The 26,146-nt window shown below is 54.6% G+C and carries 24 protein-coding genes and 1 riboswitch; of the genes, 9 read left to right on the forward strand and 15 right to left on the reverse strand.

Annotated features, from left to right (window positions below; translation table 11 throughout):
• Window positions 1–2: 2 nt before the first annotated feature.
• The 11 genes from mraY to leuO all read right to left on the reverse strand — a co-directional run bounded on the left by mraY (window position 3) and on the right by leuO (window position 12,783).
• Entirely contained in the window at window positions 3–1,085 is a 1,083-nt protein-coding gene (gene mraY, locus ACOTX3_RS11455; RefSeq protein WP_008501985.1) for a phospho-N-acetylmuramoyl-pentapeptide-transferase, read from the reverse strand.
• Window positions 1,079–2,437, reverse strand: a complete 1,359-nt coding sequence (gene murF, locus ACOTX3_RS11460) for a UDP-N-acetylmuramoyl-tripeptide--D-alanyl-D-alanine ligase (RefSeq protein WP_421631612.1) — start codon at window positions 2,435–2,437, stop codon at window positions 1,079–1,081. Before murF ends, mraY begins: the two co-directional genes overlap by 7 nt.
• Window positions 2,434–3,921 (reverse strand): UDP-N-acetylmuramoyl-L-alanyl-D-glutamate--2,6-diaminopimelate ligase, encoded by a 1,488-nt coding sequence (murE, locus tag ACOTX3_RS11465; RefSeq protein WP_013095570.1) that lies wholly within the window; start codon window positions 3,919–3,921, stop codon window positions 2,434–2,436. The genes murF and murE overlap by 4 nt, the downstream gene beginning before the upstream one ends.
• Window positions 3,908–5,674 carry a peptidoglycan glycosyltransferase FtsI gene (locus ACOTX3_RS11470; protein WP_023620014.1) on the reverse strand — a complete coding sequence of 589 codons (1,767 nt, stop codon included), beginning with the start codon at window positions 5,672–5,674 and terminating at the stop codon, window positions 3,908–3,910. Before ACOTX3_RS11470 ends, murE begins: the two co-directional genes overlap by 14 nt.
• 15 nt (window positions 5,675–5,689) lie before the next feature.
• Entirely contained in the window at window positions 5,690–6,055 is a 366-nt protein-coding gene (gene ftsL / locus ACOTX3_RS11475; RefSeq protein ID WP_008501989.1) for a cell division protein FtsL, read from the reverse strand.
• Complete coding sequence (rsmH, locus tag ACOTX3_RS11480) at window positions 6,052–6,993, reverse strand: 16S rRNA (cytosine(1402)-N(4))-methyltransferase RsmH (protein ID WP_013095568.1); 942 nt, start codon at window positions 6,991–6,993, stop codon at window positions 6,052–6,054. The genes ftsL and rsmH overlap by 4 nt, the downstream gene beginning before the upstream one ends.
• Before the next feature lie 2 nt (window positions 6,994–6,995).
• Entirely contained in the window at window positions 6,996–7,454 is a 459-nt protein-coding gene (gene mraZ / locus ACOTX3_RS11485) for a division/cell wall cluster transcriptional repressor MraZ (RefSeq protein WP_014830641.1), read from the reverse strand.
• A 603-nt stretch (window positions 7,455–8,057) separates the two neighbouring features.
• Window positions 8,058–9,062, reverse strand: a complete 1,005-nt coding sequence (cra, locus tag ACOTX3_RS11490; protein ID WP_013095565.1) for a catabolite repressor/activator — start codon at window positions 9,060–9,062, stop codon at window positions 8,058–8,060.
• 179 nt (window positions 9,063–9,241) lie between these two features.
• Window positions 9,242–9,733 carry an acetolactate synthase small subunit gene (ilvN, locus tag ACOTX3_RS11495; protein WP_008501994.1) on the reverse strand — a complete coding sequence of 164 codons (492 nt, stop codon included), beginning with the start codon at window positions 9,731–9,733 and terminating at the stop codon, window positions 9,242–9,244.
• A 1-nt stretch (window position 9,734) separates the two neighbouring features.
• A complete protein-coding gene (gene ilvI, locus ACOTX3_RS11500; protein ID WP_013095564.1) occupies window positions 9,735–11,459 on the reverse strand; it encodes an acetolactate synthase 3 large subunit in 1,725 nt (574 codons plus the stop codon).
• A gap of 379 nt (window positions 11,460–11,838) precedes the next feature.
• Complete coding sequence (leuO, locus tag ACOTX3_RS11505; RefSeq protein ID WP_013095563.1) at window positions 11,839–12,783, reverse strand: transcriptional regulator LeuO; 945 nt, start codon at window positions 12,781–12,783, stop codon at window positions 11,839–11,841.
• Between the two features lie 636 nt (window positions 12,784–13,419).
• Here leuO and leuL point away from each other — a divergent pair.
• From leuL to leuD, 5 genes are all read left to right on the forward strand, one after another.
• Entirely contained in the window at window positions 13,420–13,506 is an 87-nt protein-coding gene (gene leuL, locus ACOTX3_RS11510; RefSeq protein WP_071830037.1) for a leu operon leader peptide, read from the forward strand.
• Between the two features lie 91 nt (window positions 13,507–13,597).
• Window positions 13,598–15,169 carry a 2-isopropylmalate synthase gene (gene leuA, locus ACOTX3_RS11515; protein ID WP_013095562.1) on the forward strand — a complete coding sequence of 524 codons (1,572 nt, stop codon included), beginning with the start codon at window positions 13,598–13,600 and terminating at the stop codon, window positions 15,167–15,169.
• Window positions 15,169–16,260, forward strand: coding sequence for a 3-isopropylmalate dehydrogenase (gene leuB, locus ACOTX3_RS11520; RefSeq protein ID WP_013095561.1), 1,092 nt, complete (start codon window positions 15,169–15,171; stop codon window positions 16,258–16,260). The genes leuA and leuB overlap by 1 nt, the downstream gene beginning before the upstream one ends.
• A 2-nt stretch (window positions 16,261–16,262) precedes the next feature.
• Entirely contained in the window at window positions 16,263–17,663 is a 1,401-nt protein-coding gene (gene leuC, locus ACOTX3_RS11525; RefSeq protein WP_013095560.1) for a 3-isopropylmalate dehydratase large subunit, read from the forward strand.
• Window positions 17,664–17,673: 10 nt separating this feature from the next.
• Window positions 17,674–18,279 carry a 3-isopropylmalate dehydratase small subunit gene (leuD, locus tag ACOTX3_RS11530; RefSeq protein WP_045292746.1) on the forward strand — a complete coding sequence of 202 codons (606 nt, stop codon included), beginning with the start codon at window positions 17,674–17,676 and terminating at the stop codon, window positions 18,277–18,279.
• A gap of 91 nt (window positions 18,280–18,370) precedes the next feature.
• On the opposite strand, the gene ACOTX3_RS11535 is transcribed toward leuD, so the two are convergent.
• From ACOTX3_RS11535 to sgrT, 3 genes are all read right to left on the reverse strand, one after another.
• On the reverse strand, window positions 18,371–18,523 hold the full coding sequence (locus ACOTX3_RS11535; RefSeq protein ID WP_010427008.1) for a Hok/Gef family protein: 153 nt from the start codon (window positions 18,521–18,523) through the stop codon (window positions 18,371–18,373).
• A gap of 216 nt (window positions 18,524–18,739) precedes the next feature.
• Complete coding sequence (locus ACOTX3_RS11540; RefSeq protein ID WP_013095558.1) at window positions 18,740–19,918, reverse strand: sugar efflux transporter; 1,179 nt, start codon at window positions 19,916–19,918, stop codon at window positions 18,740–18,742.
• Between the two features lie 121 nt (window positions 19,919–20,039).
• Entirely contained in the window at window positions 20,040–20,192 is a 153-nt protein-coding gene (gene sgrT, locus ACOTX3_RS11545; protein ID WP_013095557.1) for a glucose uptake inhibitor SgrT, read from the reverse strand.
• 88 nt (window positions 20,193–20,280) lie between these two features.
• Between sgrT and sgrR the strand changes: the two genes are divergently transcribed.
• The 4 genes from sgrR (at window position 20,281) to thiQ (ending at window position 25,359) form a co-directional block, all read left to right on the forward strand.
• A complete protein-coding gene (gene sgrR / locus ACOTX3_RS11550) occupies window positions 20,281–21,936 on the forward strand; it encodes an HTH-type transcriptional regulator SgrR (protein WP_058678761.1) in 1,656 nt (551 codons plus the stop codon).
• 36 nt (window positions 21,937–21,972) lie between these two features.
• Window positions 21,973–22,073: riboswitch (TPP riboswitch) on the forward strand.
• A 31-nt stretch (window positions 22,074–22,104) separates the two neighbouring features.
• Window positions 22,105–23,088: a thiamine ABC transporter substrate binding subunit gene (gene thiB / locus ACOTX3_RS11555; protein WP_058678760.1), complete on the forward strand. Its 984-nt coding sequence runs from the start codon at window positions 22,105–22,107 to the stop codon at window positions 23,086–23,088.
• Complete coding sequence (thiP, locus tag ACOTX3_RS11560; protein WP_058678759.1) at window positions 23,064–24,674, forward strand: thiamine/thiamine pyrophosphate ABC transporter permease ThiP; 1,611 nt, start codon at window positions 23,064–23,066, stop codon at window positions 24,672–24,674. The genes thiB and thiP overlap by 25 nt, the downstream gene beginning before the upstream one ends.
• On the forward strand, window positions 24,658–25,359 hold the full coding sequence (gene thiQ, locus ACOTX3_RS11565) for a thiamine ABC transporter ATP-binding protein ThiQ (protein ID WP_058678758.1): 702 nt from the start codon (window positions 24,658–24,660) through the stop codon (window positions 25,357–25,359). The genes thiP and thiQ overlap by 17 nt, the downstream gene beginning before the upstream one ends.
• On the opposite strand, the gene ACOTX3_RS11570 is transcribed toward thiQ, so the two are convergent.
• Window positions 25,349–26,116, reverse strand: coding sequence for a DedA family protein (locus ACOTX3_RS11570; RefSeq protein WP_058678757.1), 768 nt, complete (start codon window positions 26,114–26,116; stop codon window positions 25,349–25,351). The genes thiQ and ACOTX3_RS11570 overlap by 11 nt on opposite strands.
• Between the last annotated feature and the right edge of the window lie 30 nt (window positions 26,117–26,146).

Raw genomic sequence — 26,146 nt, forward strand, 5'->3', positions numbered from 1 at the left:
GATTAACGTACCTTCAGCGTTGCCAGGCCAATCAGCACCAGCATCAGCGAAATAATCCAGAAGCGCACGATGACGCGCGGCTCTGGCCAGCCTTTCAGTTCATAGTGATGGTGAATCGGTGCCATACGGAAGATGCGCTGGCCGCGCAGCTTAAAGGAACCGACCTGCAGGATCACCGACAGGGTCTCAACCACAAATACCCCGCCCATGATCACCAGCAGGAACTCCTGGCGCAGCAGCACGGCAATAATGCCCAGCGCGCCGCCCAGAGCCAGTGAACCGACGTCACCCATAAAGACCTGGGCCGGATAGGTGTTGAACCACAGGAAGCCCAGCCCCGCCCCGACAATGGCCGTACAGACGATCACCAGCTCGCCCGCGTGACGCAGATAAGGAATGTGCAGATAGTTGGCAAAGTTCATGTTGCCGGTCGCCCACGCCACCAGCGCGAAACCTGCGGCCACGAAGACCGTTGGCATAATGGCCAGGCCATCCAGACCATCGGTCAGGTTCACCGCGTTACCGGTGCCCACAATCACGAAGTACGCCAGCAGAATGTAGAACAGCCCCAGTTGCGGCATGACGTCTTTAAAGAACGGCACCACCAGCTCGGTAGCGGGAGTATCTTTTCCGGCCAGATACAGCGCGAAGGCCACGCCCAGCGCAATTACCGACATCCAGAAATATTTCCAGCGGGCGATCAGACCTTTCGTGTCTTTACGTACCACTTTGCGGTAATCATCAACAAATCCAATGATTCCGTAGCCCACCAGCACAGTCAGCACACACCAGACGTACGGGTTGGATGGATAGGCCCACAGCAGCACGGAAACCACGATCGCGGTCAGGATCATAATCCCGCCCATGGTTGGCGTACCGCGCTTGCTGAAGTGCGATTCCGGACCATCGTTACGCACAACCTGGCCGAAAGAGAGTTTTTGCAGACGGGCAATCATGCGCGGGCCCATCCACAACGAGATGAACAGCGCAGTCAGCAGGCTGACGATGGCGCGAAACGTCAGATAGGAAAAGACGTTAAAGCCTGAGTAATATTTGACCAAATGTTCGGCCAGCCAAACTAACATGTCCCGTTCTCCTGTAATGCGTGCACTACCTCTTCCATGGCGGCACTACGTGAACCTTTCACTAACACAGTCACAATTTGTTTTTCAGCAATCAACGTCTTCAGACGTTCAATCAGTGCGGCTTTATCGGCAAAATGTTCGCCAACACCGCTGGCATGGCTAATCGCCTGGCTCAGTTTTCCTGCGCTCAGTACGCAATCCAGCCCGGCCGCTTTCGCGGCTTCACCCACCTGGGTATGACAGGCTTCGCTCTCATCGCCCAGCTCGGCCATATCGCCAACCACCATCACGCGATAGCCTGGCATTTCGGACAACACCTGTACGGCTGCCGTCATCGAACCGACGTTCGCGTTGTAGGAGTCATCCAGCAGCAGTTTGTTTTCTGCAAGCTGGACTGGGAACAGACGTCCCGGTACGGCTTTTAAATTCGCAAGGCCAGTTTTGATCGCGTCATGTGTCGCGCCGACGGCCATCGACAGCGCCGCGGCAGCAAGCGCATTGGCGATGTTATGGCGACCCGGCAGCGGCAGCAGAACCTCAATGCCTCCCGTTGGGGTATTGAGCGTGAATTCCGTACCATGCGAGGTCACATGGATATGGGTCGCGGTAAAATCACTGTCTGCCGCATTAGGCGAGAAGCGCCACGTCTTACGTGAACCGATGATGCTCTGCCAGTTCAACCAGTCGTTATTATCGGCATTCATAATGGCGATACCGTTATCCGGCAGGCCGGTATAGATCTCACCTTTGGCTTTCGCCACGCCTTCAAGTGAACCGAAACCTTCCAGATGCGCGGCGGCCAGGTTGTTCACCAGCGCAGCCTCCGGACGCGTCAGGCTGACCGTCCAGGCAATTTCACCCTGGTGGTTTGCCCCTAATTCAATCACCGCAAAGTCATGCTCTTTGGTGAGGCGAAGCAATGTCATCGGCACGCCGATGTCATTATTTAGATTGCCTGCGGTGTAAAGCGTGTTACCGCACTGACTGAGGATCGCCGCCGTCATCTCTTTTAGTGACGTTTTGCCCGAAGACCCCGTCAGAGCAACAACGCGAGCTGGCACCTGCTGACGAACCCATGCTGCCAGCTCACCGAAGGCAAGGCGCGTATCCTTCACCACAATCTGCGGTAAATCGATATCGAGTTTGCGGTTCACCAGCAGCGCACCCGCACCATTCTCTTTCGCCTGTTCAGCAAAATCGTGGGCGTCAAAACGTTCGCCCTTCAGCGCCACAAACAGGCACCCGGCGGTCACTTTGCGGGTATCTGTCGTCACGGCGTCGATGGTCAGATCCTGACCATGCAGCGTACCCTGCAGGAGGGTTGCCGCCTTGCCGAGCGTTAAGCTGATCATGCCACCACTCCCAACAGACGCGCTGCCGTTACACGGTCCGAATAGTCCAGTCGACGATTGCCAACAATCTGATAATCTTCATGGCCTTTACCCGCCAGGAGCACGACGTCGTTCTCTTGCGCCTGCATGATGGCGTTGGTCACGGCTTCCGCACGGCCTTCCACCACGCGGGCACGTCCTGCGTCCAGCATACCGGCCAGGATATCGTTGATAATGGCGCGCGGCTCTTCAGTACGCGGGTTGTCATCGGTCACAACCGGAATATCCGCGAACTGTTCGGCGATGGCACCCATCAACGGACGCTTGCCCTTGTCGCGATCGCCCCCACAGCCAAACACACACCAGAGCTTACCGGCGCAGTGCAGACGTGCCGCTTCAAGCGCTTTTTCCAGCGCATCCGGCGTGTGGGCATAATCGACAACAACGGTCGGTTTACCTGGTGCACTGAACACTTCCATACGGCCACAGACGGGCTGCAGACGCTCTGCGGTGTTGAGCAGTTCGGCCATCGGATAGCCCAACGCCAGCAGCGTTGCCAGCGCCAGCAGGAGGTTGCTGACGTTAAACGCCCCCATCAGGCGGCTTTCAATTTCGCCTTCACCCCAGGAAGAGGCAAAGCGAATCGTCGCGCCGCTGTCGTGATAATTAACCTCAACCGCCTTCAGCCAGCGGCCATGGCAGTTCGGATTGATATGGTCTTCCATCGACACCGCAACCGCATCCGGCAGCTTCGCAAGCCAGCGGCGCCCCACTTCGTCATCAGCGTTGATGATGGCCTGTCCATAGTGATGCGTGGAGAAGAGCAGCCATTTCGCGGCCTCGTAATGCTCCATATCACCATGATAATCAAGATGATCGCGACTCAGGTTCGTGAACACGGAGGCGGCAAATTTCAACGCCGCCACACGATGCTGTACCAGACCATGAGAGGAGACTTCCATCGCGGCAAAGGTCGCACCCTGCCCTGCCAGACCGGCAATCACATGTTGTACGTCAACCGCGGAGCCGGTGGTGTTTTCCGTCGGGCTCACTTTACCCAGCAGCCCATTCCCCACGGTGCCCATTACGGCGCCGGTTTCTCCCAGCAGTTGCGCCCATTGCGCCATCAATTGGGTGGTCGTCGTTTTACCGTTAGTGCCCGTCACGCCCACCAGACGCAGCTGGTCTGAAGGCTCGTTATAAAAACGTCCCGCCAGTGCGGAGAGTCGCTCATTCAACTGGCTAAGGTAGATAACCGGCACACCGTGCATTTCACGGATTTCACCGTCGGTTGCCTCATCTTTAGCCTCAGCAATAATGGCAGCTACACCTTGCGCAATCGCCTGCGGGATATATCGACGCCCGTCCGCCTGATGACCAACTACAGCCACAAAAAGATCGCCGGAAGCAGCCACACGGCTGTCCAGTACCATCTCCCGTAGCGCTCGCTCAGGTGCGTTTGGCACCCACGGAGCGAGAAGGTCGCGCAAATTACGATCTGCCACCTGTACCCTCGCCTTGATTAATTACAAATTCACTTTTTTCGCCCGTTGCCAGCGCGTCCGGTTCAACGTTCATGGTGCGTAATACGCCGCCCATAATGGCGCCGAACACAGGCGCTGAAACGGCGCCGCCGTAGTATTTACCCGCCTGTGGATCGTTAATGACGACCACCAGCGCAAAACGCGGATTGCTTGCAGGCGCAACGCCTGCGGTATAGGCAATGTATTTGTTGATGTAGCGGCCATCTGGCCCCACTTTTTTCGCCGTACCGGTTTTAATGGCGATGCGATAGCCTTTGATCGCCGCCTTCACGCCGCCACCGCCAGGTAGCGCCACACTTTCCATCATATGCACAACGGTACGAACGATAGATTCCGGGAAGATACGCTCGCCCGGAACCGGTGGATCAACTTTGGTAATCGACAGTGGGCGATAGACGCCATAGCTGCCAATCGTTGCGTAGACTCGCGCTAACTGTAACGGGGTTACCATTAGCCCGTAGCCGAAAGAGAAGGTGGCCCTCTCTATGTCAGACCACCGTTGTTTTTGAGGATATAAGCCACTGCGTTCTCCGACCAACCCCAAATTGGTCGCCTTTCCTAGCCCAAAACGTGAGTAAGTCTCTACTAACGCTGAGGACGGCATCGCTAACGCCAGCTTTGAAACACCGACGTTACTCGACTTCTGTAATACCCCGGTCAGGGTCAATTCGCTGTAGCGCGCCACGTCTTTAATCTCGTGGCCGTTGATTCGGTAAGGGATCGTGTTCAGAACCGTGTTCTCATTGACGATGCCGCGTTGCAGCGCCGTCATCACCACCATCGGCTTCACCGTGGAGCCAGGTTCGAACACGTCGGTAATGGCCCGGTTACGCATTGCATCTTTGGCGGTACCGGTAAAGTTGTTCGGGTTGTAGGACGGGCTGTTGGCCATCGCCAGCACTTCGCCAGTGCTGACATCCACCAGCACGGCGCTGCCCGACTCCGCCTTGTTAAAGGCCACGGCATTGTTCAGCTCGCGATACACCAGCGCCTGCAGGCGTTCATCAATGCTCAACGCCAGGTTATGCGCGGCCTGGCTGTCTGTGGAAGAGATATCTTCAATCACGCGACCATAGCGGTCTTTACGCACGATTCGCTCACCCGGCTGACCGGTAAGCCACTTATCGAAGCTTTTTTCAACCCCTTCAATCCCCTGGCTGTCGACGTTGGTAAAGCCAATGAGGTGAGCGGTTACTTCGCCGGAAGGGTAGTAACGGCGAGACTCTTCGCGAAGATGGATACCCGGGAGCTTCAGTTTTCTGATGTAATCGGCCATGTCAGGGTTAACCTGACGCGCCAGATAGATAAAGCGCCCTTTCGGGTTGGCATTAACGCGGGAGGCAAGCTGATCCAGCGGCATTTTCAGGGCGTCAGACAGCGCTTTCCAGCGGTTGTCTAGCGTGATACCACCGGCATCGTGCAGCTCTTTCGGATCGGCCCAGATCGCCTTCACCGGTACGCTCACCGCCAGCGGACGACCGGAACGATCGGTGATCATCCCGCGAGATGTGGAGACTTCCTGTACGCGCAGAGAGCGCATATCGCCCTGGCGCACCAGCATGTCAGGCGCGATGATTTGTAGCCACGCCACACGTCCCAGCAGGAAGCCCAGCGCGAGTAAAATGCAGCCGCAAAGCAACGCAAAACGCCAACTGATAAAGTTGGCCTGTTCTTCCTGACGTTTTGGTTTTAGCGTTTTTGCCGCTGCTCTCATGCGTCGCGTTTTCCCTTATTTTTGTACTACGATATTTTCCTGGGAAGGATCAACATGCTGCAATTGCAGCTTTTCTGTTGCGATCCGCTCGACCCGGCTGTGATCGCCGAGGGCGTTTTCTTCAAGGATCAGGTTTCGCCATTCAATATCCAGCGCATCGCGTTCCAGTACCATCTGCTCGCGTTGCGCAGTCAATAAACGTGTGTGGTGGGCTGTCGTCACCACCGTTACTGCCGTCACAATGATGCAAATGAACAAGCAGAGTGGCAGCTTCCCAAACCGCAAAAGATCGTCGCCGATCACGCCAGGCAAGGCATGGCGCTCGTTGCTTCCTAACGAATCCTTAACTTTGCTTAGGGTCTCTGTCACTCTGCCGATCATGCGTTCGTCCTCTCTGCAATACGCAGCACTGAACTACGGGCGCGTGGATTCTCTGCCACCTCTTCTTCGCCCGGCATCAACTTGCCTAATGCTCGCAACTGACGGCCACCCAGCTTCCTGAGTTGTTCTTCCGTCATCGGCAGCCCTGCTGGCACCTGTGGACCGCGGCTTTGTTCACGCATAAAGCGTTTCACAATACGGTCCTCCAGCGAATGGAAGCTGATGATGGACAACCGCCCTCCCGGGGCCAGCACGTCGAGCGAGCTTTTTAGCGCCAGCTCTATTTCCTCCAGTTCACTGTTTACCCAGATGCGAACCGCCTGGAAGGTACGGGTCGCGGGGTGTTTGTGTTTATCCTTCACCGGTGTTGCCGCCGCAATCACCTCAGCCAGCTCTTTCGTGCGGGTCATCGGCTCAATACGATTGCGCTCAACAATGGCGCGCGCGATGCGCTTGCCAAAACGTTCTTCGCCAAAGGTTTTAATCACCCAGGCGATATCTGCTTCATCTGCGGTCTGTAACCACTCGGCGGCAGACTGACCGCGCGTGGGATCCATGCGCATGTCCAGCGGGCCGTCGCGCATAAAGGAGAAGCCGCGTTCAGCATCATCAAGTTGGGGTGAAGAGACGCCAAGATCGAGAAGAATCCCGTCGATCTTGCCCGTCAGGCCGCGCTCAGCTACGTAATCCGCCAGCGCAGAGAAAGGTCCATGCACGATGGAAAAGCGTGGGTCATCGATGGTTTGCGCAACAGCAATCGCCTGCGGATCGCGATCAATTGCCAGCAGACGTCCTTCCGCTCCAAGCTGGGAGAGGATCAAACGCGAGTGGCCACCGCGACCAAAAGTGCCATCAATGTAGATGCCGTCCGGACGAATATTCAGGCCGTTGACGGCCTCATCCAGCAACACCGTTGTATGTTTATAATTTTCCATCATATTTATAGAGACAAGTCCTGCAGCCGTTCCGACAAGGTAGCGGAATCAGACTGCTCAGCGTCGATATCTTCCTTGACCTGTTGATACCAGGTCGTTTCGTCCCACAGTTCAAACTTGTTGAACTGACCGACCAGCATCACTTCTTTGGTCAGACCGGCATGCTGCCGCAGCACAGGCGCAATCAGTAATCGCCCAGCACTATCCATCTGACACTCACTGGCATGCCCCAATAACAACCGCTGCACGCGGCGTTCCTGTGGGTTCATGCTCGACAGTCGCGACAGCTTTTGCTCAATAATTTCCCATTCAGGTAAAGGGTAAAGCAGCAGGCAGGGGGAGTTGATGTCAATGGTGCAAACCAGTTGACCCGAAGCGTTCTCGATCAGCTGGTCGCGGTATCGGGTTGGTACCGATAAACGCCCCTTACTGTCGAGATTGACTAACGTTGCTCCACGGAACATGCCAGTCTCACCCCTCCTCACCACTTTAACCCACAAATTCCCACCTAAAGGAGTTTACGGAGCGAGGGAAAAGCTTGTCAAGCCAGGACTCTCTCTATACGAACCCGAAAGGGCTCTATTTACAGAGATAAACAGTCCTGGTTAATAACTGCACAACTGGCGAGGCAAAATTAACGTTATGAATATTTGTAAGAAAAAAACCGAATATGCACACTAGCGTTAAGGCTCACTCAATATCATCGCATCGAAATATAAAGTGTCAGTTTGCGACGCGGGCAGCATTTTAAGACATATTCACAGGGGATAACAGCGCCACATTCACCACAATGCGCAATGAACGAACCGACTGGCAGGCAAGCACGCTGGAGCAGGGGAAAAACGTCTGAATATTCATCGACCGGGCAGCTTTGTAACAAAACAATACAAAGACAGGCTTTATAAATCGTATAAATGTTCTTTCAAAGGCATTTTAAAACGCCTGAAAGAATAAAAAAAATAGCAGGTTCTGATTCCTAAGGAATCGTCCTAATTTTCTCCGGGAATTATTTGACCGAATTATCCAGTAAAAAGAGGGGACAGTTTTCGCTGCCCCGTCTCATTTCATTAATGGCGGCTTAAAATTCCGCGACGGTAGAGATTACGTTTGATGCGCGTCAGCCCCGGCTTCGGTTTACGTGGTTCATCAAGGCTCGCGAGAACGATCTCCAGCACGCGCTCCGCCACATCACGATGGCGCTGCGCGACGGCCAGGACCGGACATTGCAGGAAGTCGAGCAGTTCGTTATCACCGAAGGTGGCGATAGCGAGATCGGAAGGCAGCTTACCATCCCGACGCAAAGTGACATCCATCACCCCCTGCAGCAACGCAAATGAAGTGGTGAACAGCGCCTGAGGCATCGGGTGCGTCTCCAGCCATTTCTCGAACAGCTGCGCAGCGGCTTCGCGTTCATAACTGTTGGCATAAAGGTAGTGAACCTCGCGCGGGTCGTCTTTCCAAGCCGTTCTGAAGCCTTGCTCACGCAGGAAACTCACAGAGAGCTCAGGCAACGCCCCAAGATAGAGCACGGTTTCAGCCGGGAAGGTTCTCAGCTCTGCGGCCAGCATTTCCGCGTCATCCTGATCGGCACCAACGACACTGGTAAAATGCTCTCTGTCCAGGGCGCGATCCAGTGCAACGATTGGGAACGGATCGTTCGCCCAGCGTTGATAGAAGGGATGCTCGGGTGGCAAGGAGGTCGAAACGATGATCGCATCAACCTGACGCTGGAGCAGATGCTCAATACAGCGCATTTCGTTATCAGGCTGATCTTCAGAGCAGGCAATCAGGAGCTGATAGCCACGCTGGCGAGCCTGACGTTCAAGATAGTTAGCGATGCGGGTGTAGCTGGTGTTTTCCAGATCGGGGATCACCAGACCAATCGATCGGGTGCGCCCGGCACGTAATCCCGCTGCGACAGCATTCGGGTGGTAGTTGTGCTCACGAACCACCGCCATGACTTTCTCAACGGTTTTGTCGCTGACACGGTACTGCTTTGCTTTACCGTTAATCACATAGCTGGCCGTAGTTCGTGACACGCCGGCTAGCCGGGCGATTTCATCCAGTTTCACAATTGCCCCTTAAAAAAAGAAAAGAGTCCATGGCCCTGTCAAGGTTATGGTTAAATCTTTTAACATCTAAACGCAGAATAGCTTTCGCGGCAACCGCTTTTATCTGTGTTATCGGCGTATTACGCAAAAAAAAGCCCGGCTTTGGTGACCGGGCTGAAAGAGGCGAACCTTATTGCCTGCTAACGCATGATTTTCTCGCCGCGCGAAAGACCGACAACGCCCGACCGCGCAACTTCAACAATTTTTGCCACATCCCTTACGGACGCCAGGAATGCGTCCAGCTTGTCACTCGTTCCCACCAGCTGAACCGTATATAAAGAAGGGGTAACGTCAATAATCTGCCCACGGAAGATATCCGCGTTGCGTTTAACCTCTTCACGGCCGTAACCACTGGCCTGAATTTTCACCAGCATGACCTCACGTTCTACATAGGCCCCCTGCCCCAGTTCGCTCACGCGCAGAACATCGACAAGTTTGTGTAACTGTTTCTCGATCTGCTCAAGCACCTTGGCGTCGCCGACGGTCTGAATCGTCATGCGCGACAGCGTAGGATCCTCGGTAGGGGCAACGGTCAGGCTCTCAATGTTGTAGCCGCGTTGTGCAAAGAGTCCAATAACGCGTGACAGTGCGCCAGACTCGTTTTCCAGTAATACAGATAATATCCGGCGCATATCAGGTTCTCTCCGTTTTACTTAACCACATTTCGTCCATACCACCACCGCGAATATGCATCGGATAAACGTGCTCTGTGCCATCAACAATGACATCCATGAAAACAAGGCGGTTATTTTTGACGTGTTCAAGCGCTTCAGCAAGTTTCGCTTCCAGCTCTGCCGGCTCGGTCACCCGCATCCCGACATGACCATAGGCTTCGGCCAGACGAACAAAATCCGGCAGCGATTTCATGTAGGAGTGAGAATGGCGGCCAGAGTAGATCATATCCTGCCACTGCTTCACCATACCGAGATAACCGTTATTCAGGTTCAGAACCAGAACCGGCAGTTCATATTGCAACGCGGTGGAGAGTTCCTGGATATTCATCTGAATGCTGCCGTCTCCTGTCACGCAAACGACGGTTTCATTCGGCAGCGCAAGCTTCACCCCCAGTGCGGCAGGTAACCCAAAGCCCATTGTCCCCAGACCACCAGAGTTGATCCAGTGACGTGGTTTATCAAACGGATAATAAAGCGCGGCAAACATCTGATGCTGACCTACATCTGAGGTGACATAGGCTTCACCTTTCGTCAGACGCCAGAGGGTTTCGATCACCGCCTGCGGCTTAATGTTTTCGCTTTGGGTATCGTATTTCAGACACTGACGTGCTCGCCACTGCTCGATCTGTTGCCACCAGTCGCGGATCTCATCCAACGGTTGTGAAGGGGTTTCCTGCGATAGCAGATCCAGCATTTGCTCCAGAACCTGTCGCGCATCCCCAACGATCGGCACATCCGCCGGTACCGTTTTCGAAATAGACGTAGGATCGATATCAATATGCAGCACGGTGGCGTTCGGGCAGTACTTCGCCAGATTGTTGGTCGTGCGATCGTCAAAGCGCACGCCAACGGCAAAGATCACATCCGAATGATGCATCGTCATGTTGGCTTCATAGGTACCGTGCATGCCCAACATACCCAGAGCCTGGCGGTGCGTTGCCGGGAAGGCGCCCAGTCCCATCAGTGACGAGGCGACAGGAAGATTCAATTTTTCGATCAGCTCACGCAGTTGCGCTTCACAGGCTGAGTTAACCGCGCCGCCGCCGACATAGACCACCGGCTTTTTCGCAGCCAGAAGCGTGTGTAACGCACGTTTGATCTGGCCTTTGTGGCCCTGTGTCGTTGGGTTGTAGGAGCGCATGCTTACCGTTTCCGGCCAGACATACGGCAGCTTGTTTGCCGGGTTAAGAATATCTTTAGGCAGGTCGACCACCACAGGACCAGGACGCCCACTGGCTGCCAGCCAGAAGGCTTTTTTCAGTACGCCGGGAATGTCTTCGGTTTGCTTCACCAGGAAACTGTGCTTCACAACGGGGCGTGAAATCCCCACCATGTCGCACTCCTGAAATGCATCGTAGCCAATCAGTGACGTTGCGACCTGCCCGGATAGAATGACCAGCGGGATGGAGTCCATATAGGCTGTCGCAATGCCGGTAATTGCATTCGTCGCGCCGGGGCCGGAGGTGACCAATACCACGCCCACTTCACCCGTCGCACGCGCCAACCCGTCAGCCATGTGCACTGCCGCCTGCTCGTGGCGCACCAAAACATGGTCAATGCCGCCTACCGTATGAAGCGCATCATAAATATCCAGAACTGCGCCTCCAGGGTAGCCGAACACCTGCTTCACGCCCTGATCGATTAACGATCGGACGACCATTTCCGCGCCAGACAACATCTCCATGCTTTGCCTCCAGGCATTTTGTTATAGACGGACTGCAGAATTCATTTCCACACCGTCTTACGATCGTGATGAACCAATCTTATATATTGCAGAGTGATCGTTACCTTAACCGCTCGTTTTGAGGCAGGCAATTAGCAAACAGGACGCGGCAAACGGGGTCAGAAGCACAAAAAGCAGCGTTACAGGGAGGATATGGTTAATTCCACTGTAATTCGTTCGTGAGGTGATAAATCATCGCTGAAAAGCGCAACCTTTCAGGAAATCATCTATTTTTGCGAGGCTGGCAGCAGCCAGAAAAAATAACAACAGCACAAAATACCGCAAATGAAAAAATACACAGGATAAACCACACACGCCGATGTGATTTATCCTGACGCGCTTATCGGCGGCAAATGCTAATAAGCAATTCTTCCATCCACTGATGACCTTTATCCCGGCCTGCGGCTTCATGCCAGGAAAGATAACAGGTACGGCTATTGAGCTTGAGCGGCAACGGCAGAATTTGCAGATTTAAGGGTTCCGAAAACTCCTCTGCCAGCCAACGCGGGGCAATAGCGACCAGATGGGTCTGGGAAACCACATTTAAGACGCTGACCATGGCCATTCCCTGATAAGCCACGCTCGCCTGTTTATCCGCAGTGTCATACCACGGCAGACTAAATGAGGCGTATCGGTCGAGGGCAACAACAGCGTGCTGCTCGTTATAAACATCACTTTCGCGCAGCGGCATATTCATTCGTGGATGTTTTTTGCTGGCGACCAGTACCATTTCATCTTTAAACAGCGGCACACAGGAAAATTCCGGACGACGGAACTCTTCGTATCCCAGAACGAATTCTGTTTCCTGATATCGAAGCTGATGTTCTGTGTTCTGATTAAGAGAAGATTTAAATACCAGCTGAATATTGGGCGCAATTTCTTCCACTTTATTGTAGATCACGGACGTCAAATAATTATCTAACGGGCTACATACACAAAGATGGAAAACACGCTCACTGCTTAAGGGCTCAAAACCCGATCCCGGCAGCTCATTTTGCACCAACTGTAACGCCTGGCGGATAGAGCCAAACAGCTGAAATGCACGCGCCGTGGGTTGAATCCCCCTGCCATAACGAACAAACAATTCGTCATTAAACATCACTTTAAGCCGGGATACCGCATTGCTGACGGCAGGCTGCGACATCCCCAGAGACTGCGCTGCCCGCGTGATATTCTGTTCCTGCATCACCGCGTCAAACACGGTCAACAGATTGAGATCCACGGTGCGTAACTGAGGTTTAACCCCATTATAACCCTGAGGTTGATTAATATTATTTTCTGGCACTCCTGGCTCCACTGTCACGCTAAACTCCCTTTGCCAAATTACAGTAATAATTTCGAAAAATATGATTTACCATGCAGATACAACCAGCGAAAGAGAATTGTTTAAAATTCGGAAAATATAAAGAGCGCATCATCAAAAGGGTGACTTCGCCCAGGTCATTGATGGTGAGATGAAATTCGGCATAAATGATATCAATGACATTATGGTTTGCATGAAACCATAATCAAGACAAATACACAATCGCCCTTCGGTTAATGATAACTTAAGTATTATTAAACTATTCACGTGAGCCATGCCAAACAATTAACAAACTCGCATCATTGCTCACGCTTTATTTACTGCAATTTTATTTGCAGCACTAATAAATCAATGAAATTAAAAACAATTCTTCTCAGGACTCATTCATTACAGACGTATGTTGAATTGATACTAATTATATTTAAATCGTTCCGGAGATGAATCTCCAGTCCAAAAATAGACTTTTCAAAAGGCATGAAAGTTAAAAACCAGCACAATTAGCTAAATCAAATTCTCTGGAGCGCCGTGCGAACGGGGACGTTTTTGTTGTCAGGGGTTGACATCAACCCCCATATCCAGTACCACTAAAAGCATATTGAATTTAACGGAGCACGATTCATGATTCGCACCATTCGTTTCACCGGTCTACTACTACTAAACGCATCCTCTGTGCGCGGTAGACTGGCGGGCGAAATTCAGCGTTGAATCGTCACCAGTAAGACTAAAAACCCGCGCCACTGCGCGGGTTTTTTTATGCTCGTAGCAAGGCGCCCTAAGACTGACAAGGACCTAACCCATGAGCCAGCAAGTCATTATTTTTGATACCACTTTACGTGACGGTGAACAGGCATTACAGGCGAGCCTGAGTGTGAAAGAGAAGCTGCAGATTGCGCTGGCTCTCGAACGTATGGGTGTCGACGTGATGGAGGTGGGTTTCCCGGTCTCTTCTCCGGGTGATTTCGAATCGGTACAGACCATCGCCCGTACCATCAAAAACAGCCGCGTCTGTGGTCTGGCACGCTGCGTTGAGAAAGATATCGACGTTGCCGCCGAGTCACTGAAAGTGGCTGAAGCATTCCGTATTCATACTTTTATTGCCACCTCCCCCATGCATATTGCCACCAAGTTGCGCAGCACCCTCGACGAGGTGATTGAGCGCGCGGTCTACATGGTCAAACGCGCGCGCAACTATACGGATGATGTTGAATTCTCATGTGAAGACGCAGGCCGCACGCCAATTGAGGATCTGGCACGCGTGGTGGAAGCCGCCATTAATGCCGGGGCCAAAACCATCAACATCCCGGACACCGTCGGCTACACCATGCCGTTTGAGTTCTCCAACATCATTACTGGCTTGTATGATCGTGTGCCAAACATTGATAAGGCAATTATCTCTGTTCATACCCACGACGATTTAGGCCTGGCCGTCGGGAACGCCATCGCCGCTGTTCACGCCGGTGCCCGTCAGGTAGAAGGTGCGATGAACGGTATCGGGGAACGCGCAGGCAACTGTTCTCTGGAAGAAGTGATCATGGCGATCAAAGTGCGCAAAGACATCATGAACGTGCACACCCGCATCAATCACAATGAAATCTGGCGTACCAGCCAGACCGTCAGCCAGATTTGCAACATGCCGATCCCCGCTAACAAGGCGATTGTCGGTACCGGCGCATTCGCGCACTCTTCCGGTATCCACCAGGATGGCGTACTGAAAAACCGCGAAAACTACGAAATCATGACCCCGGAATCGATCGGTCTGAACCAGGTTCAGTTGAATCTGACCTCCCGCTCCGGCCGTGCGGCAGTGAAACATCGTATGGAAGAGATGGGTTACAAGGACAGCGATTACAACATGGATCAGTTGTACGACGCGTTCCTGAAGCTGGCCGACAAAAAAGGTCAGGTGTTCGACTACGACCTGGAAGCACTGGCCTTCATTAATAAACAGCAGGAAGAGCCAGAGCATTTCCGTCTGGATTACTTCAGCGTGCAGTCCGGCTCCAGCGATATCGCCACGGCATCCATCAAGCTGGCCTGCGGGGATGAGATAAAAGCGGAAGCGGCAAACGGCAATGGTCCTGTCGATGCTATCTACCAGGCGATTAACCGCGTCACCGAATACGACGTGGAGCTGGTCAAATATGACCTGACGGCCAAAGGCCATGGCAAAGATGCACTCGGTCAGGTGGATATCGTGGTCAATTATAACGGCCGTCGCTTCCACGGCGTGGGTCTGGCGACCGATATCGTCGAATCCTCTGCGAAAGCGATGGTGCATGTCCTGAACAATATCTGGCGCGCCGCTGAAGTCGAAAAAGAGTTGCAACGCAAAGCTCAGAATAAAGAGAACAACAAGGAAACCGTGTAATGTCGAAGAATTACCATATTGCTGTGTTGCCGGGTGACGGTATTGGCCCGGAAGTGATGGCACAGGCGCTGAAAGTACTGGAAGCCGTTCGCTCGCGTTTTGCGATGAAAATTACCACCAGCCACTACGACGTGGGCGGTATTGCTATCGATAATCACGGTACGCCGCTGCCAAAAGCAACGGTAGAGGGTTGCGAGAACGCCGATGCCGTCCTGTTTGGTTCCGTGGGTGGCCCGAAATGGGAACACCTGCCACCCGCAGAGCAGCCAGAGCGCGGCGCGTTGCTGCCGCTGCGTAAACATTTCAAGCTGTTCAGTAACCTGCGTCCGGCAAAGCTGTATCAGGGTCTGGAAGAGTTCTGCCCGCTGCGCGCGGATATCGCCGCTAACGGCTTCGACATTCTGTGCGTGCGTGAACTGACCGGCGGGATCTATTTCGGCCAGCCAAAAGGCCGTGAAGGCAGCGGCCAGCATGAAAAAGCGTTCGACACCGAGGTCTATCACCGTTTCGAAATTGAACGTATCGCCCATATCGCTTTTGAGTCAGCACGCAAACGCCGCCATAAAGTGACCTCTATCGACAAAGCGAATGTGCTGCAGTCTTCCATCTTATGGCGTGAGATCGTCAGCGAAGTTGCTAAGCATTATCCTGACGTTGAGCTGTCGCATATGTACATCGATAACGCGACAATGCAGCTGATTAAAGATCCGTCCCAGTTTGACGTGCTGCTGTGCTCCAACCTGTTCGGCGATATCCTCTCGGATGAGTGCGCGATGATCACCGGCTCCATGGGCATGCTGCCGTCAGCGAGCCTGAATGAAGAAGGCTTTGGCCTGTACGAGCCTGCTGGCGGCTCCGCGCCGGATATCGCAGGTAAAAACATTGCTAACCCGATTGCGCAGATCCTCTCCCTGGCTCTGCTGCTGCGCTACAGCCTGGATGCAGGCGATGCGGCAACCGCAATTGAAAACGCCATTAATCGCGCGTTAGAAGAAGGCGTCCGTACCGGTGATTTAGCACGCGGCACGGCGGCAGTCAGTACCGATGAAATGGGCGACATCATTGCCCGCTATGTCGCTGAAGGGGTGTAATCATGGCGAAGACGTTATATGAAAAATTGTTTGATGCACACGTTGTCTATGAGGCACCAAACGAAACCCCGCTGCTCTATATCGACAGGCATCTGGTACACGAAGTGACCTCCCCACAGGCATTTGATGGGCTGCGTGCGCACAAACGCCCGGTACGTCAGCCGGGTAAAACCTTCGCGACAATGGATCACAACGTTTCCACCCAGACCAAAGATATCAATGCGTCGGGCGAAATGGCGCGTATCCAGATGCAGGAGTTGATCAAGAACTGTAACGAGTTTGGCGTCGAGCTCTACGATCTGAACCATCCGTATCAGGGTATCGTTCACGTGATGGGGCCTGAGCAGGGGATCACCCTGCCCGGCATGACCATCGTCTGCGGCGACTCCCATACCGCAACGCACGGCGCGTTTGGTGCACTGGCCTTCGGTATTGGCACCTCTGAAGTTGAGCATGTTCTGGCTACGCAGACTCTGAAACAGGGCCGAGCCAAAACCATGAAGATTGAAGTGAAAGGCAAAGCCGCGCCGGGGATCACCGCGAAAGACATCGTGCTGGCGATCATCGGTAAAACGGGCAGTGCCGGCGGCACCGGGCACGTTGTTGAGTTCTGCGGTGACGCTATTCAGGCGCTGAGCATGGAAGGTCGTATGACTCTGTGCAATATGGCCATCGAGATGGGGGCCAAAGCAGGCCTGGTGGCGCCGGATGAAACCACCTTCAACTATGTAAAAGGGCGTCTGCACGCGCCAAAAGGTCAGGATTACGCTGACGCCGTCGCGTACTGGAAAACCCTGAAAACCGATGATGACGCGGTTTTTGACACCGTTGTTACCCTGCAGGCGGAGGAGATTGCCCCGCAGGTGACCTGGGGAACCAATCCGGGTCAGGTCATTTCCGTGAATGACACTATTCCCGATCCGGCCTCATTTACCGATCCGGTCGAACGCGCCAGTGCCGAAAAAGCGCTGGCGTATATGGGTCTCAAACCCGGTGTGCCGTTGACCGATGTGACCATCGACAAAGTCTTTATTGGCTCCTGCACCAACTCGCGTATCGAAGATTTACGCGCTGCGGCGGAGATCGCCAAAGGCCGTAAAGTGGCACCCGGCGTACAGGCGCTGGTTGTGCCAGGCTCTGGTCCGGTAAAAGCGCAGGCGGAAGCCGAAGGCCTGGATAAGATCTTTATCGAAGCAGGCTTCGAGTGGCGCTTGCCTGGCTGCTCCATGTGTCTGGCCATGAACAATGACCGCCTGAATCCGGGCGAACGTTGTGCCTCCACCAGTAACCGTAACTTTGAAGGTCGTCAGGGCCGCGGTGGACGCACCCACCTGGTCAGCCCGGCGATGGCCGCCGCTGCGGCAGTTACCGGCCATTTCGCCGATATTCGCAGCCTGAAATAAGGAGACAATCATGGCAGAGAAATTTACCCAACATACAGGCCGGGTTGTCCCTCTGGACGCCGCTAACGTCGATACCGATGCGATCATCCCGAAGCAATTTTTGCAGAAGGTCACCCGCACCGGATTTGGTGCTCATCTGTTTAACGACTGGCGTTTTCTGGATGATAAAGGCCAGGTACCTGACCCGGAATTTGTGCTGAATTTCCCGGAATATAAAGGCGCCTCCATTCTGCTGGCACGGGAAAACTTTGGCTGCGGCTCCTCACGTGAGCACGCACCATGGGCGCTGACCGACTACGGCTTTAAAGTGGTGATCGCCCCGAGCTTTGCGGATATCTTCTACGGCAACAGCTTCAACAACCAGCTGCTGCCGGTGACGCTGAGTGACGAGCAAGTGGATGAAATGTTCGCGCTGGTTAAGGCAAATCCGGGCATGTCGTTTGAAGTGGATCTGGAAGCGGAAGTGGTGAAAGCCGGAGATAAAACCTACAGCTTCAGCATCGATGCCTTCCGTCGCCACTGCATGCTGAATGGCCTGGACAGCATTGGCCTGACGCTTCAGCATGAAGACGCCATCTCCGCGTACGAGAAAAAACAGCCTGTGTTTATGGGCTAAAGGCAATGGCCCGCACGATGCGGGCCATTGATAAGGGTGCGTTGAGGCTCAACCACTCTGGAGAGGCGGGGTACTTTCCCCGCCCATACCGCTAACGTTTTGCTTCGTAAGCCAACACTGCTGCCAGCTCTGTTTTCTCCTGTCTGAAATGCAGTTCACACAGTGAATCACGCACCATCCAGGTAAAGATCAACAGCGTTGTACAGATCAGAAACAAACCTAACAGCAGAGTACGTTTTGGCATTCCAGCCTCCTTATTGCTTTTCGGCAATGAAGAGACTAACCTCGCAATGTTGGTTGTGAAGTTGGTCTCCCCATCAGTTTTTTGATGTGGGACTCTCCACTGTTTGCCTCTTGCGAAAGCCTGAGGCAAACAGCCTCAAGCACCCGCCACGCACTCTATTTGTCTTCTTAAACTCTGTCAGAAAATCGTTTCATTTCGTGAAGGCGCCTTCCAGAATCAGACGTCTTTTACGCGCCAGGTCAGCATCAGCGTGACAATCGACGTTAGTGCAATCATCCAGTACACCGACCCATGTCCATAGCTTTGCGACAACGCCCCCTGAATCACCCCCGCCAGAATTACCCCCGTAGAGATACTGTTGGTAAAGAGTGTGGTCGCCGAACCCGCCCGTCCGGGCATTAGATCCTGGAACCAGAGCATCCCTATCCCGGCCACGATCCCGATAAACACAGCATTAAACAGCTGCAGCGCCAGCAACGCCTCTCGTGAATGGAAGAAAATCAGCCCCAGGTAGAAAAGCACTCCGGCCGCTACGGCTATCAGCATCATCCGGCGTTTCCCGAGATGTTTGACGTAGTATCCCGCCAGAATCATCGCCGGAATTTCCAGCCCGGCGGCCGTCCCCATTAAGATCCCCGCGAGCTTATCCGGCAGACCCAGATCGCTGCTGATCCACAGCGGCATATCGATGATATACATGGTGTTGCAGGTCCACATCAGCGTGGAGGCGATAAACAGCATACGGACGTTTTTATCCTGCCAGCCGCTCACCTGAGTAATCGGTTTATCCGCTGTCTGTTCGACACGCGCCACTGACGGCAACACGAAGGCAATTAGTGCCAGACTAATGGCAAAAATCCCCGCAGCGATGGAAAACATGGCGGTAAATCCGTAATTCAACGCCAGCATAAAGGCCAGCGGCGGACCAATGACCCATGCAAGAGAGAGCTGCGCACGCATCACCGAGCTAAACATCACCACTTCCCGCGCCGAGTTGTCGGCATATTCCCGGGCAAGCGCGAACAGCTGCGGCATGGCGGTGTTCGCCAGTGAGGCCAACAGCACGCCGCAGGTGATCAGCGTCAGGTAGTGACGATTAAAGGCAAACAGCAGCGCGTTACCCACAGCCATGGCGCAACAAAATAGGATCAACTTGCGGCGATCGCCCTGGCTGTCGGATCGTTTCGCCAGCCCCAGGCTGACCAGGATCCCGGCGATGGCGTTCACGGTATAAAACAGGCCGACCCAAAACGGCTGCGCCCCCACCTCCCGGCTGAGAAAAAGACTCAGCGTCGGTGCCTGCAGCGCCCCCGCCACGCCCATCATAAAGGCCACCAGCATAAAAGCGGCATACACGCCGTTCAGGCGTCGCCCCATCGTCATTAACCAGAGCATCTGCAAGTCCTTGTGAAAGCGAATCGAAATTGGGTGAAAGAATAAACGAAAAAAGCCAGCAAAAAACATTTTGCTGGCGGGTGATAAGCACCAATACTCAGTCACACATGATCGAGGCGAGTTAGCGAGAAGAGGTCGGTTTCGTAACGTCCCACTGCATCAGTTCTTCTAACATTTTCAGCCGTTGCTCAGCACACTGACGGGCCAGCCAGGACGTTCCTTTTGTCGCTGAAAAATACTGCTGATAAAACTGACGTGCGGTAGACCTCTTCATAATGTACCTCCTCACTTCATCGGGAATCATTATTGGCTTAATATAGGGATTAATAAATTGCTGATTTTTTGTCAGGAGTTCCCCTTTTATGCCTTCTGGTCGTCTGCAACAACAATTCATCCGCCTCTGGCAGTGCTGCGAAGGGCAATCGCAGGAGACCACGCTTAACGAACTGGCTGAACTCCTTAACTGCTCCCGACGTCATATGCGCACGCTGCTTAACACCATGCAGCAACAGGGCTGGTTAAACTGGGAAGCCGAAGCGGGACGCGGCAAACGCTCACGCCTGACCTTTCTCTATACCGGGCTGGCCTTGCAGCAACAGCGAGCGGAAGATCTGCTGGAACAGGACAGAATCGATCAACTGGTGCAACTGGTAGGCGATAAAGCCGCGGTACGTCAGATGCTGGTCTCCCATCTTGGGCGGAGTTTTCGTCAGGGCCGCCACATTCTGCGGGTGCTCTACTATCGCCCGATGAAGAATCTGCTCCCCGGCACGGCCTTGCGCCGCTCAGAAACCCATATGGCGCGACAAATATTCAGCGGCCTGACGCGAATAAATGAGGAAAACGGGGAACTGGAAGCTGATATTGCGCACCACTGGCAGCAACTCTCCCCACGTCACTGGCGCTTTTTCTTACGTCCCGGCATCCACTTTCACCACGGCCGCGAGCTGGAAATGCGCGAAGTCATCGCCTCACTGGAACGTGCCCGCAAGCTTCCGCTTTATTCGCATATTTCGCGCGTTCACTCCCCCACCGCCTGGACGCTGGATATTGAACTGTCTCAGCCGGATAAATGGCTCCCCTGGCTGCTGGGGTATGTCCCATCAATGATTTTGCCAGGAGAGTGGGAATCGCTGCACAATTTTGCCAGCCAGCCCATTGGCACCGGGCCCTATGCCGTGTCGCGTAACACCAATAACCAGCTGAAAATTCGCGCGTTTGATGACTATTTTGGCTACCGGGCGCTGATCGACGAAGTGAACGTCTGGGTATTACCGGATCTCAATGAAGAGCTCAGCGCCGGGCTGACGCTTGAAGGCCCCACAACGGGCGAAAAGGCGGTGGAAAGCCGCCTTGAGGAGGGCTGCTACTACCTGCTGTTTGACAGCCGCACTCACCGCGGGGCCAATCAGGCGGTACGCAAATGGATCAGCCACGTCTTATCTCCCTCCAATCTGATTTACCATGCGGAAGAACAGTATCAGACGTACTGGTTCCCGGCGTACGGATTGCTTCCTCGCTGGCATCATGCCCGGCCTGCCCACTGTGACAAACCGGCAGGGCTGGAGTCTGTTACCCTGACCTACTACCGCGAGCACGTGGAACACCGTTTTATCGCCAGGATCATGACCAGACTGCTGGCCGCAGAAGGCGTCCGGCTGGACATCAGGGAAGTGGACTATGACGAATGGCACCAGGGGGAACTGACCAGCGATATCTGGCTGAACAGCGCCAACTTCACCCTGCCGCTCGATTTCTCGCTCTTCTCACACCTGTATGAAGTCCCGCTGATCCAGCACTGTATCGATCGGGACTGGCAGCAGGATGCAGCGCAGTGGCGCGCGGGTGAGATGAACCTGGCCACCTGGTGTCAGGCGCTGCTGGCCGAACAGGCGATCGTGCCGCTGATCCACCACTGGCTGATGATCCAGGGTCAGCGCAGTATGCGGGGACTACGGATGAATACGCTGGGCTGGTTTGATTTTAAATCCGCCTGGTTTGCGCCACCAGAGCCATAACACTTTCGTAATATTCGCCAAATCATTACAATAGCGCCGTTCTCAACGGGGTGCTGCATCACTGATGTGCGCTGAGATAATACCCGTCGAACCTGATCCGGATAACGCCGGCGAAGGGATTTGAGGCTGTCGCTCAAAATCCTTTGCCACTCAACCTTGAGGTGCAAAGTGTTAAAAAAAGTGCTTCCCCTGCTGGCGCTGTTTGCGCTACCTGCTTTCGCAAAACCCGTCCTGACGGTCTACACCTACGACTCCTTTTCAGCCGACTGGGGCCCAGGCCCGGTCGTCAAAAAAGCCTTTGAAGCCGACTGCAACTGCGAACTGAAATTCGTGGCGCTGGAAGATGGCGTCTCGCTGCTTAACCGTCTGCGTATGGAAGGTAAAAACAGCAAGGCCGACGTGGTACTCGGCCTGGATAACAACCTGCTGGATGCGGCCTCGCAAACGAAACTGTTCGCCAAAAGCGGCGTAGCGGCAGATGCGGTTAACATGCCGGGCGGCTGGAAAAACGACACCTTTGTGCCGTTCGATTACGGATATTTTGCGTTTGTTTATGACAAAAACAAGCTGAAGAACCCGCCGAAAAGCCTGAAGGAGCTGGTGGAAAGCGACCAGAAATGGCGCGTGATTTATGAAGATCCGCGCACCAGCACGCCAGGTCTGGGCCTGCTGCTGTGGATGCAGAAGGTATACGGTGATAAAACGCCGGAGGCGTGGCAGAAGCTGGCCGCCAAAACCGTGACCGTCACCAAAGGCTGGAGCGAAGCCTATGGCCTGTTCCTGAAAGGGGAGAGCGACCTGGTGCTGAGCTACACCACCTCCCCGGCTTATCACATTATCGCCGAGAAGAAAGACAACTACGCCGCCGCTGATTTCGCTGAAGGTCATTATCTGCAGGTGGAAGTGGCTGCCCGCACTGCCGCCAGCAAGCAGCCGGAACTGGCCGAGAAGTTCCTGAAATTCATGGTCTCCCCGGCGTTCCAGAATGCGATCCCAACGGGTAACTGGATGTATCCGGTGACCAACGTGACGCTACCTGCGGGCTTTGAGCAACTGACCAAACCGCAAACCTCGCTGGAGTTTACGCCGCAGCAGGTCGCCGCGCAGCGAGCAGCATGGGTAAGTGAATGGCAACGCGCCGTCAGCCGCTAATTCCCGGCTGGTTATTTCCCGGACTGCTCGCCGCCGTAGTGATGGTGGCGGTCAGTCTGGGTGCTTTTCTGGCATTGTGGTTTAACGCGCCGGAGAGTGATCTGCTCTCTCTCTGGCACGACAGCTATCTCTGGCACGTCATCCGGTTCTCTTTCTGGCAGGCGTTTCTCTCTGCCCTGCTGTCGGTAATCCCGGCCATTTTTCTCGCGCGGGCGCTCTACCGCAGACGCTTCCCCGGCAGGGAGGCGCTGTTGAGACTGTGCGCCATGACGCTGATCCTGCCCGTCCTGGTGGCGGTATTTGGGATCCTGAGCGTGTATGGTCGTCAGGGCTGGCTGGCCGCCCTCTTTAACCTGCTTGGTCTGGAGTGGACCTTCTCCCCTTACGGACTCAAAGGTATTCTGCTGGCGCACATCTTTTTCAACATGCCCATGGCGACGCGGCTTTTTTTACAGGCGCTGGAGGCTATCCCCGGCGAGCAGCGTCAGCTTGCGGCACAGCTGGATATGCGCGGCTGGTCATTCTTCCGCTTTGTCGAATGGCCGTGGCTGCGCCGTCAAATCCCTCCGGTTGCGGCGCTGATCTTCATGCTCTGTTTTGCCAGTTTCGCCACCGTGCTTTCTCTTGGTGGTGGACCACAGGCGACCACCATCGAACTGGCGATTTACCAGGCGCTGAGTTACGACTACGACCCCGGCCGCGCTGCGCTTCTGGCCCTGGTACAGATGCTGTGCTGTCTTATGCTGGTCCTGCTGAGTCAACGTCTGAGCAAAGCCATTCCACCGGGCAGTCATCAGATTACAGGCTGGCGCGATCCACAGGACAGCCTGCACAGCCGAATCGCGGATGTGATGTTGATCGTACTGGCCCTGCTGCTGCTTCTGCCACCGCTGATGGCCGTCATCGTCGATGGCGTTAACCTTAACCTCGTCTCCGTGTTGCAACAGCCCGTCCTCTGGCAGGCGACCTGGACATCCTTGCGCATCGCACTGGCTGCCGGGCTATTGTGCGTCATGCTGACCATGATGCTGCTGTGGAGCAGTCGCGAACTTTATGCGCGCCAGGCGCGCAAAGCCGGACAAGCGCTGGAGCTGACGGGGATGTTAATCCTCGCAATGCCGGGCATCGTCCTGGCAACCGGCTTCTTTTTATTGTTCAACAGTACGGTTGGTCTGCCGGAAAGCGCCGACGGAATCGTGATTTTTACCAACGCCCTGATGGCCATTCCCTATGCGCTGAAGGTGCTGGAAAACCCCATGCGCGACGTCAACAGCCGTTACGCTTTGCTGTGTCAGTCGCTTGGTATACAGGGCTGGCGCCGGTTAAAGGTGGTTGAACTGCGTGCGCTGAAACGTCCGCTTGCTCAGGCGCTGGCCTTCGCTTGTGTGCTCTCCATTGGAGATTTTGGTGTGGTGGCGCTCTTCGGCAATGAAGATTTCCGCACGCTGCCATACTGGTTGTATCAGCAGATCGGCTCCTATCGCAGCCAGGAGGGGGCCGTCACGGCGCTGTTGCTGCTGTTGCTGTGCTTTGCCTTATTTACCGTTATCGAAAAACTTCCGGGGCGCAATGTTAAAACTGACTGATGTCACCTGGCTCTACCAACACTTGCCTATGCGTTTCAGCCTGTCGGTAAGCCCGGGTGAGATGATTGCCGTGCTTGGCCCAAGCGGGGCAGGGAAAAGTACCTTACTCAATCTGATTGCCGGTTTTCTGCAACCGGCAAGCGGGTCGATAATGATTGAAAACAACGACCATACCCACACCCCGCCCGCCAGGCGTCCGGTCTCGATGCTGTTCCAGGAAAATAACCTGTTCACCCATCTGACGGTGCGGCAAAACATCGCGCTGGGTATGGATCCGGGGCTGAAACTGAACGACACACAGCGCCAGAAGCTGGAAAAGATTGCCGGGCAGATGGGCATCACCACGTTTATTGACCGACTCCCCGGAGAGCTCTCTGGCGGACAACGTCAGCGCGTGGCGCTGGCCCGCTGTCTGGTTCGCGAGCAGCCGATACTGCTGCTGGATGAGCCCTTCTCAGCACTCGATCCCGCGCTGCGTCAGGAGATGCTCGCCCTGGTACAGGAGGTCTGCCAGCGTCAGCAACTGACGATGCTGATGGTGTCACACAGTATTGAAGATGCCGCACGCATCGCCCCGCGATCGGTGGTGATCGCGGAGGGTCGGATCGTGTGGGAGGGTGAAACCGAAGAGTTGATGAGTGGCAAAGCAAGCGCGTCGCACCTGCTGGGGATCCTTAACGGCTGACCACCTTCAACAGGATCTCACCGTACACCGGCATCAGCGGATGGCGAATCAGCGCGATCAGCGCCACGACGGCAACGCCCAGCGTCAGCGGCGCCAGCCACAGCAAGCGCGAACGAGGCAGATAGCGCGTCAGACGATCGACATTTGCTTTCGCGCTGCGCCATAGCCGCCAGCACAACCATGCAGCGAGCCATAGCAGCAGCGCTGTTGCCAGCAATAACCATTTAAAGCCACCGCTCTGCACATCGTCAGGAATATCAATTGCCGCCCCCGCCAGGATCCCCGGCAGGAAGTAGAACGGCGGCCAGAAGACGCAGCCGATAATGTTCGGCAAAACGAATTTTGCGACGGGCAGATCCAGCATCCCGGCGACCATCGGCACCAGCGGACGCGTTGGCCCGACAAAGCGTCCGACGAGGATCGTAAACATGCTGTGCTGATGCAACGCATGCTCGGTTTTATCCAGCAACGCTTTGTTCTTCTTCATAAAAGACCAGCGGTGCAGCGGCTTATTGAAACGCCAGCCCAGCCAGAAGGAGATCCAGTCGCCCAGTAAGCAGCCGATCATACCGGCCAGCCATGCCTGCCAGAAATTGACCTCACCGCTGCCAATCAACGCGCCCAACGCCGCCATCATCACCGTACCAGGCAGGATCAGCCCAACCAGCGCCAGCGATTCCAGAAACGCCACCAGCGCAACGGCGATAAGCGAATACATAACGGACTGGGTAATAAAATGTTCCAGCAATGCCTGCATAACTATTCCGGTCAGAAAACGAATCAGGGA

The sequence above is a fragment of the Enterobacter cloacae complex sp. IR5384 genome (assembly GCF_049237265.1).
Classification (GTDB): domain Bacteria; phylum Pseudomonadota; class Gammaproteobacteria; order Enterobacterales; family Enterobacteriaceae; genus Enterobacter; species Enterobacter cloacae.

What these genes read in the sequence shown, in the direction of transcription:
- mraY (WP_008501985.1), bottom strand. Translation starts at nt 1,085, where the DNA reads ATGTTAGTTTGGCTGGCCGAACATTTGGTCAAATATTACTCAGGCTTT.
- murF (WP_421631612.1), bottom strand. Translation starts at nt 2,437, where the DNA reads ATGATCAGCTTAACGCTCGGCAAGGCGGCAACCCTCCTGCAGGGTACG.
- ACOTX3_RS11470 (WP_023620014.1), bottom strand. Translation starts at nt 5,674, where the DNA reads ATGAGAGCAGCGGCAAAAACGCTAAAACCAAAACGTCAGGAAGAACAG.
- ftsL (WP_008501989.1), bottom strand. Translation starts at nt 6,055, where the DNA reads ATGATCGGCAGAGTGACAGAGACCCTAAGCAAAGTTAAGGATTCGTTA.
- rsmH (WP_013095568.1), bottom strand. Translation starts at nt 6,993, where the DNA reads ATGATGGAAAATTATAAACATACAACGGTGTTGCTGGATGAGGCCGTC.
- mraZ (WP_014830641.1), bottom strand. Translation starts at nt 7,454, where the DNA reads ATGTTCCGTGGAGCAACGTTAGTCAATCTCGACAGTAAGGGGCGTTTA.
- ilvN (WP_008501994.1), bottom strand. Translation starts at nt 9,733, where the DNA reads ATGCGCCGGATATTATCTGTATTACTGGAAAACGAGTCTGGCGCACTG.
- ilvI (WP_013095564.1), bottom strand. Translation starts at nt 11,459, where the DNA reads ATGGAGATGTTGTCTGGCGCGGAAATGGTCGTCCGATCGTTAATCGAT.
- leuL (WP_071830037.1), top strand. Translation starts at nt 13,420, where the DNA reads ATGATTCGCACCATTCGTTTCACCGGTCTACTACTACTAAACGCATCC.
- leuA (WP_013095562.1), top strand. Translation starts at nt 13,598, where the DNA reads ATGAGCCAGCAAGTCATTATTTTTGATACCACTTTACGTGACGGTGAA.
- leuB (WP_013095561.1), top strand. Translation starts at nt 15,169, where the DNA reads ATGTCGAAGAATTACCATATTGCTGTGTTGCCGGGTGACGGTATTGGC.
- leuC (WP_013095560.1), top strand. Translation starts at nt 16,263, where the DNA reads ATGGCGAAGACGTTATATGAAAAATTGTTTGATGCACACGTTGTCTAT.
- leuD (WP_045292746.1), top strand. Translation starts at nt 17,674, where the DNA reads ATGGCAGAGAAATTTACCCAACATACAGGCCGGGTTGTCCCTCTGGAC.
- ACOTX3_RS11535 (WP_010427008.1), bottom strand. Translation starts at nt 18,523, where the DNA reads ATGCCAAAACGTACTCTGCTGTTAGGTTTGTTTCTGATCTGTACAACG.
- ACOTX3_RS11540 (WP_013095558.1), bottom strand. Translation starts at nt 19,918, where the DNA reads ATGCTCTGGTTAATGACGATGGGGCGACGCCTGAACGGCGTGTATGCC.
- sgrT (WP_013095557.1), bottom strand. Translation starts at nt 20,192, where the DNA reads ATGAAGAGGTCTACCGCACGTCAGTTTTATCAGCAGTATTTTTCAGCG.
- sgrR (WP_058678761.1), top strand. Translation starts at nt 20,281, where the DNA reads ATGCCTTCTGGTCGTCTGCAACAACAATTCATCCGCCTCTGGCAGTGC.
- thiP (WP_058678759.1), top strand. Translation starts at nt 23,064, where the DNA reads ATGGCAACGCGCCGTCAGCCGCTAATTCCCGGCTGGTTATTTCCCGGA.
- thiQ (WP_058678758.1), top strand. Translation starts at nt 24,658, where the DNA reads ATGTTAAAACTGACTGATGTCACCTGGCTCTACCAACACTTGCCTATG.
- ACOTX3_RS11570 (WP_058678757.1), bottom strand. Translation starts at nt 26,116, where the DNA reads ATGCAGGCATTGCTGGAACATTTTATTACCCAGTCCGTTATGTATTCG.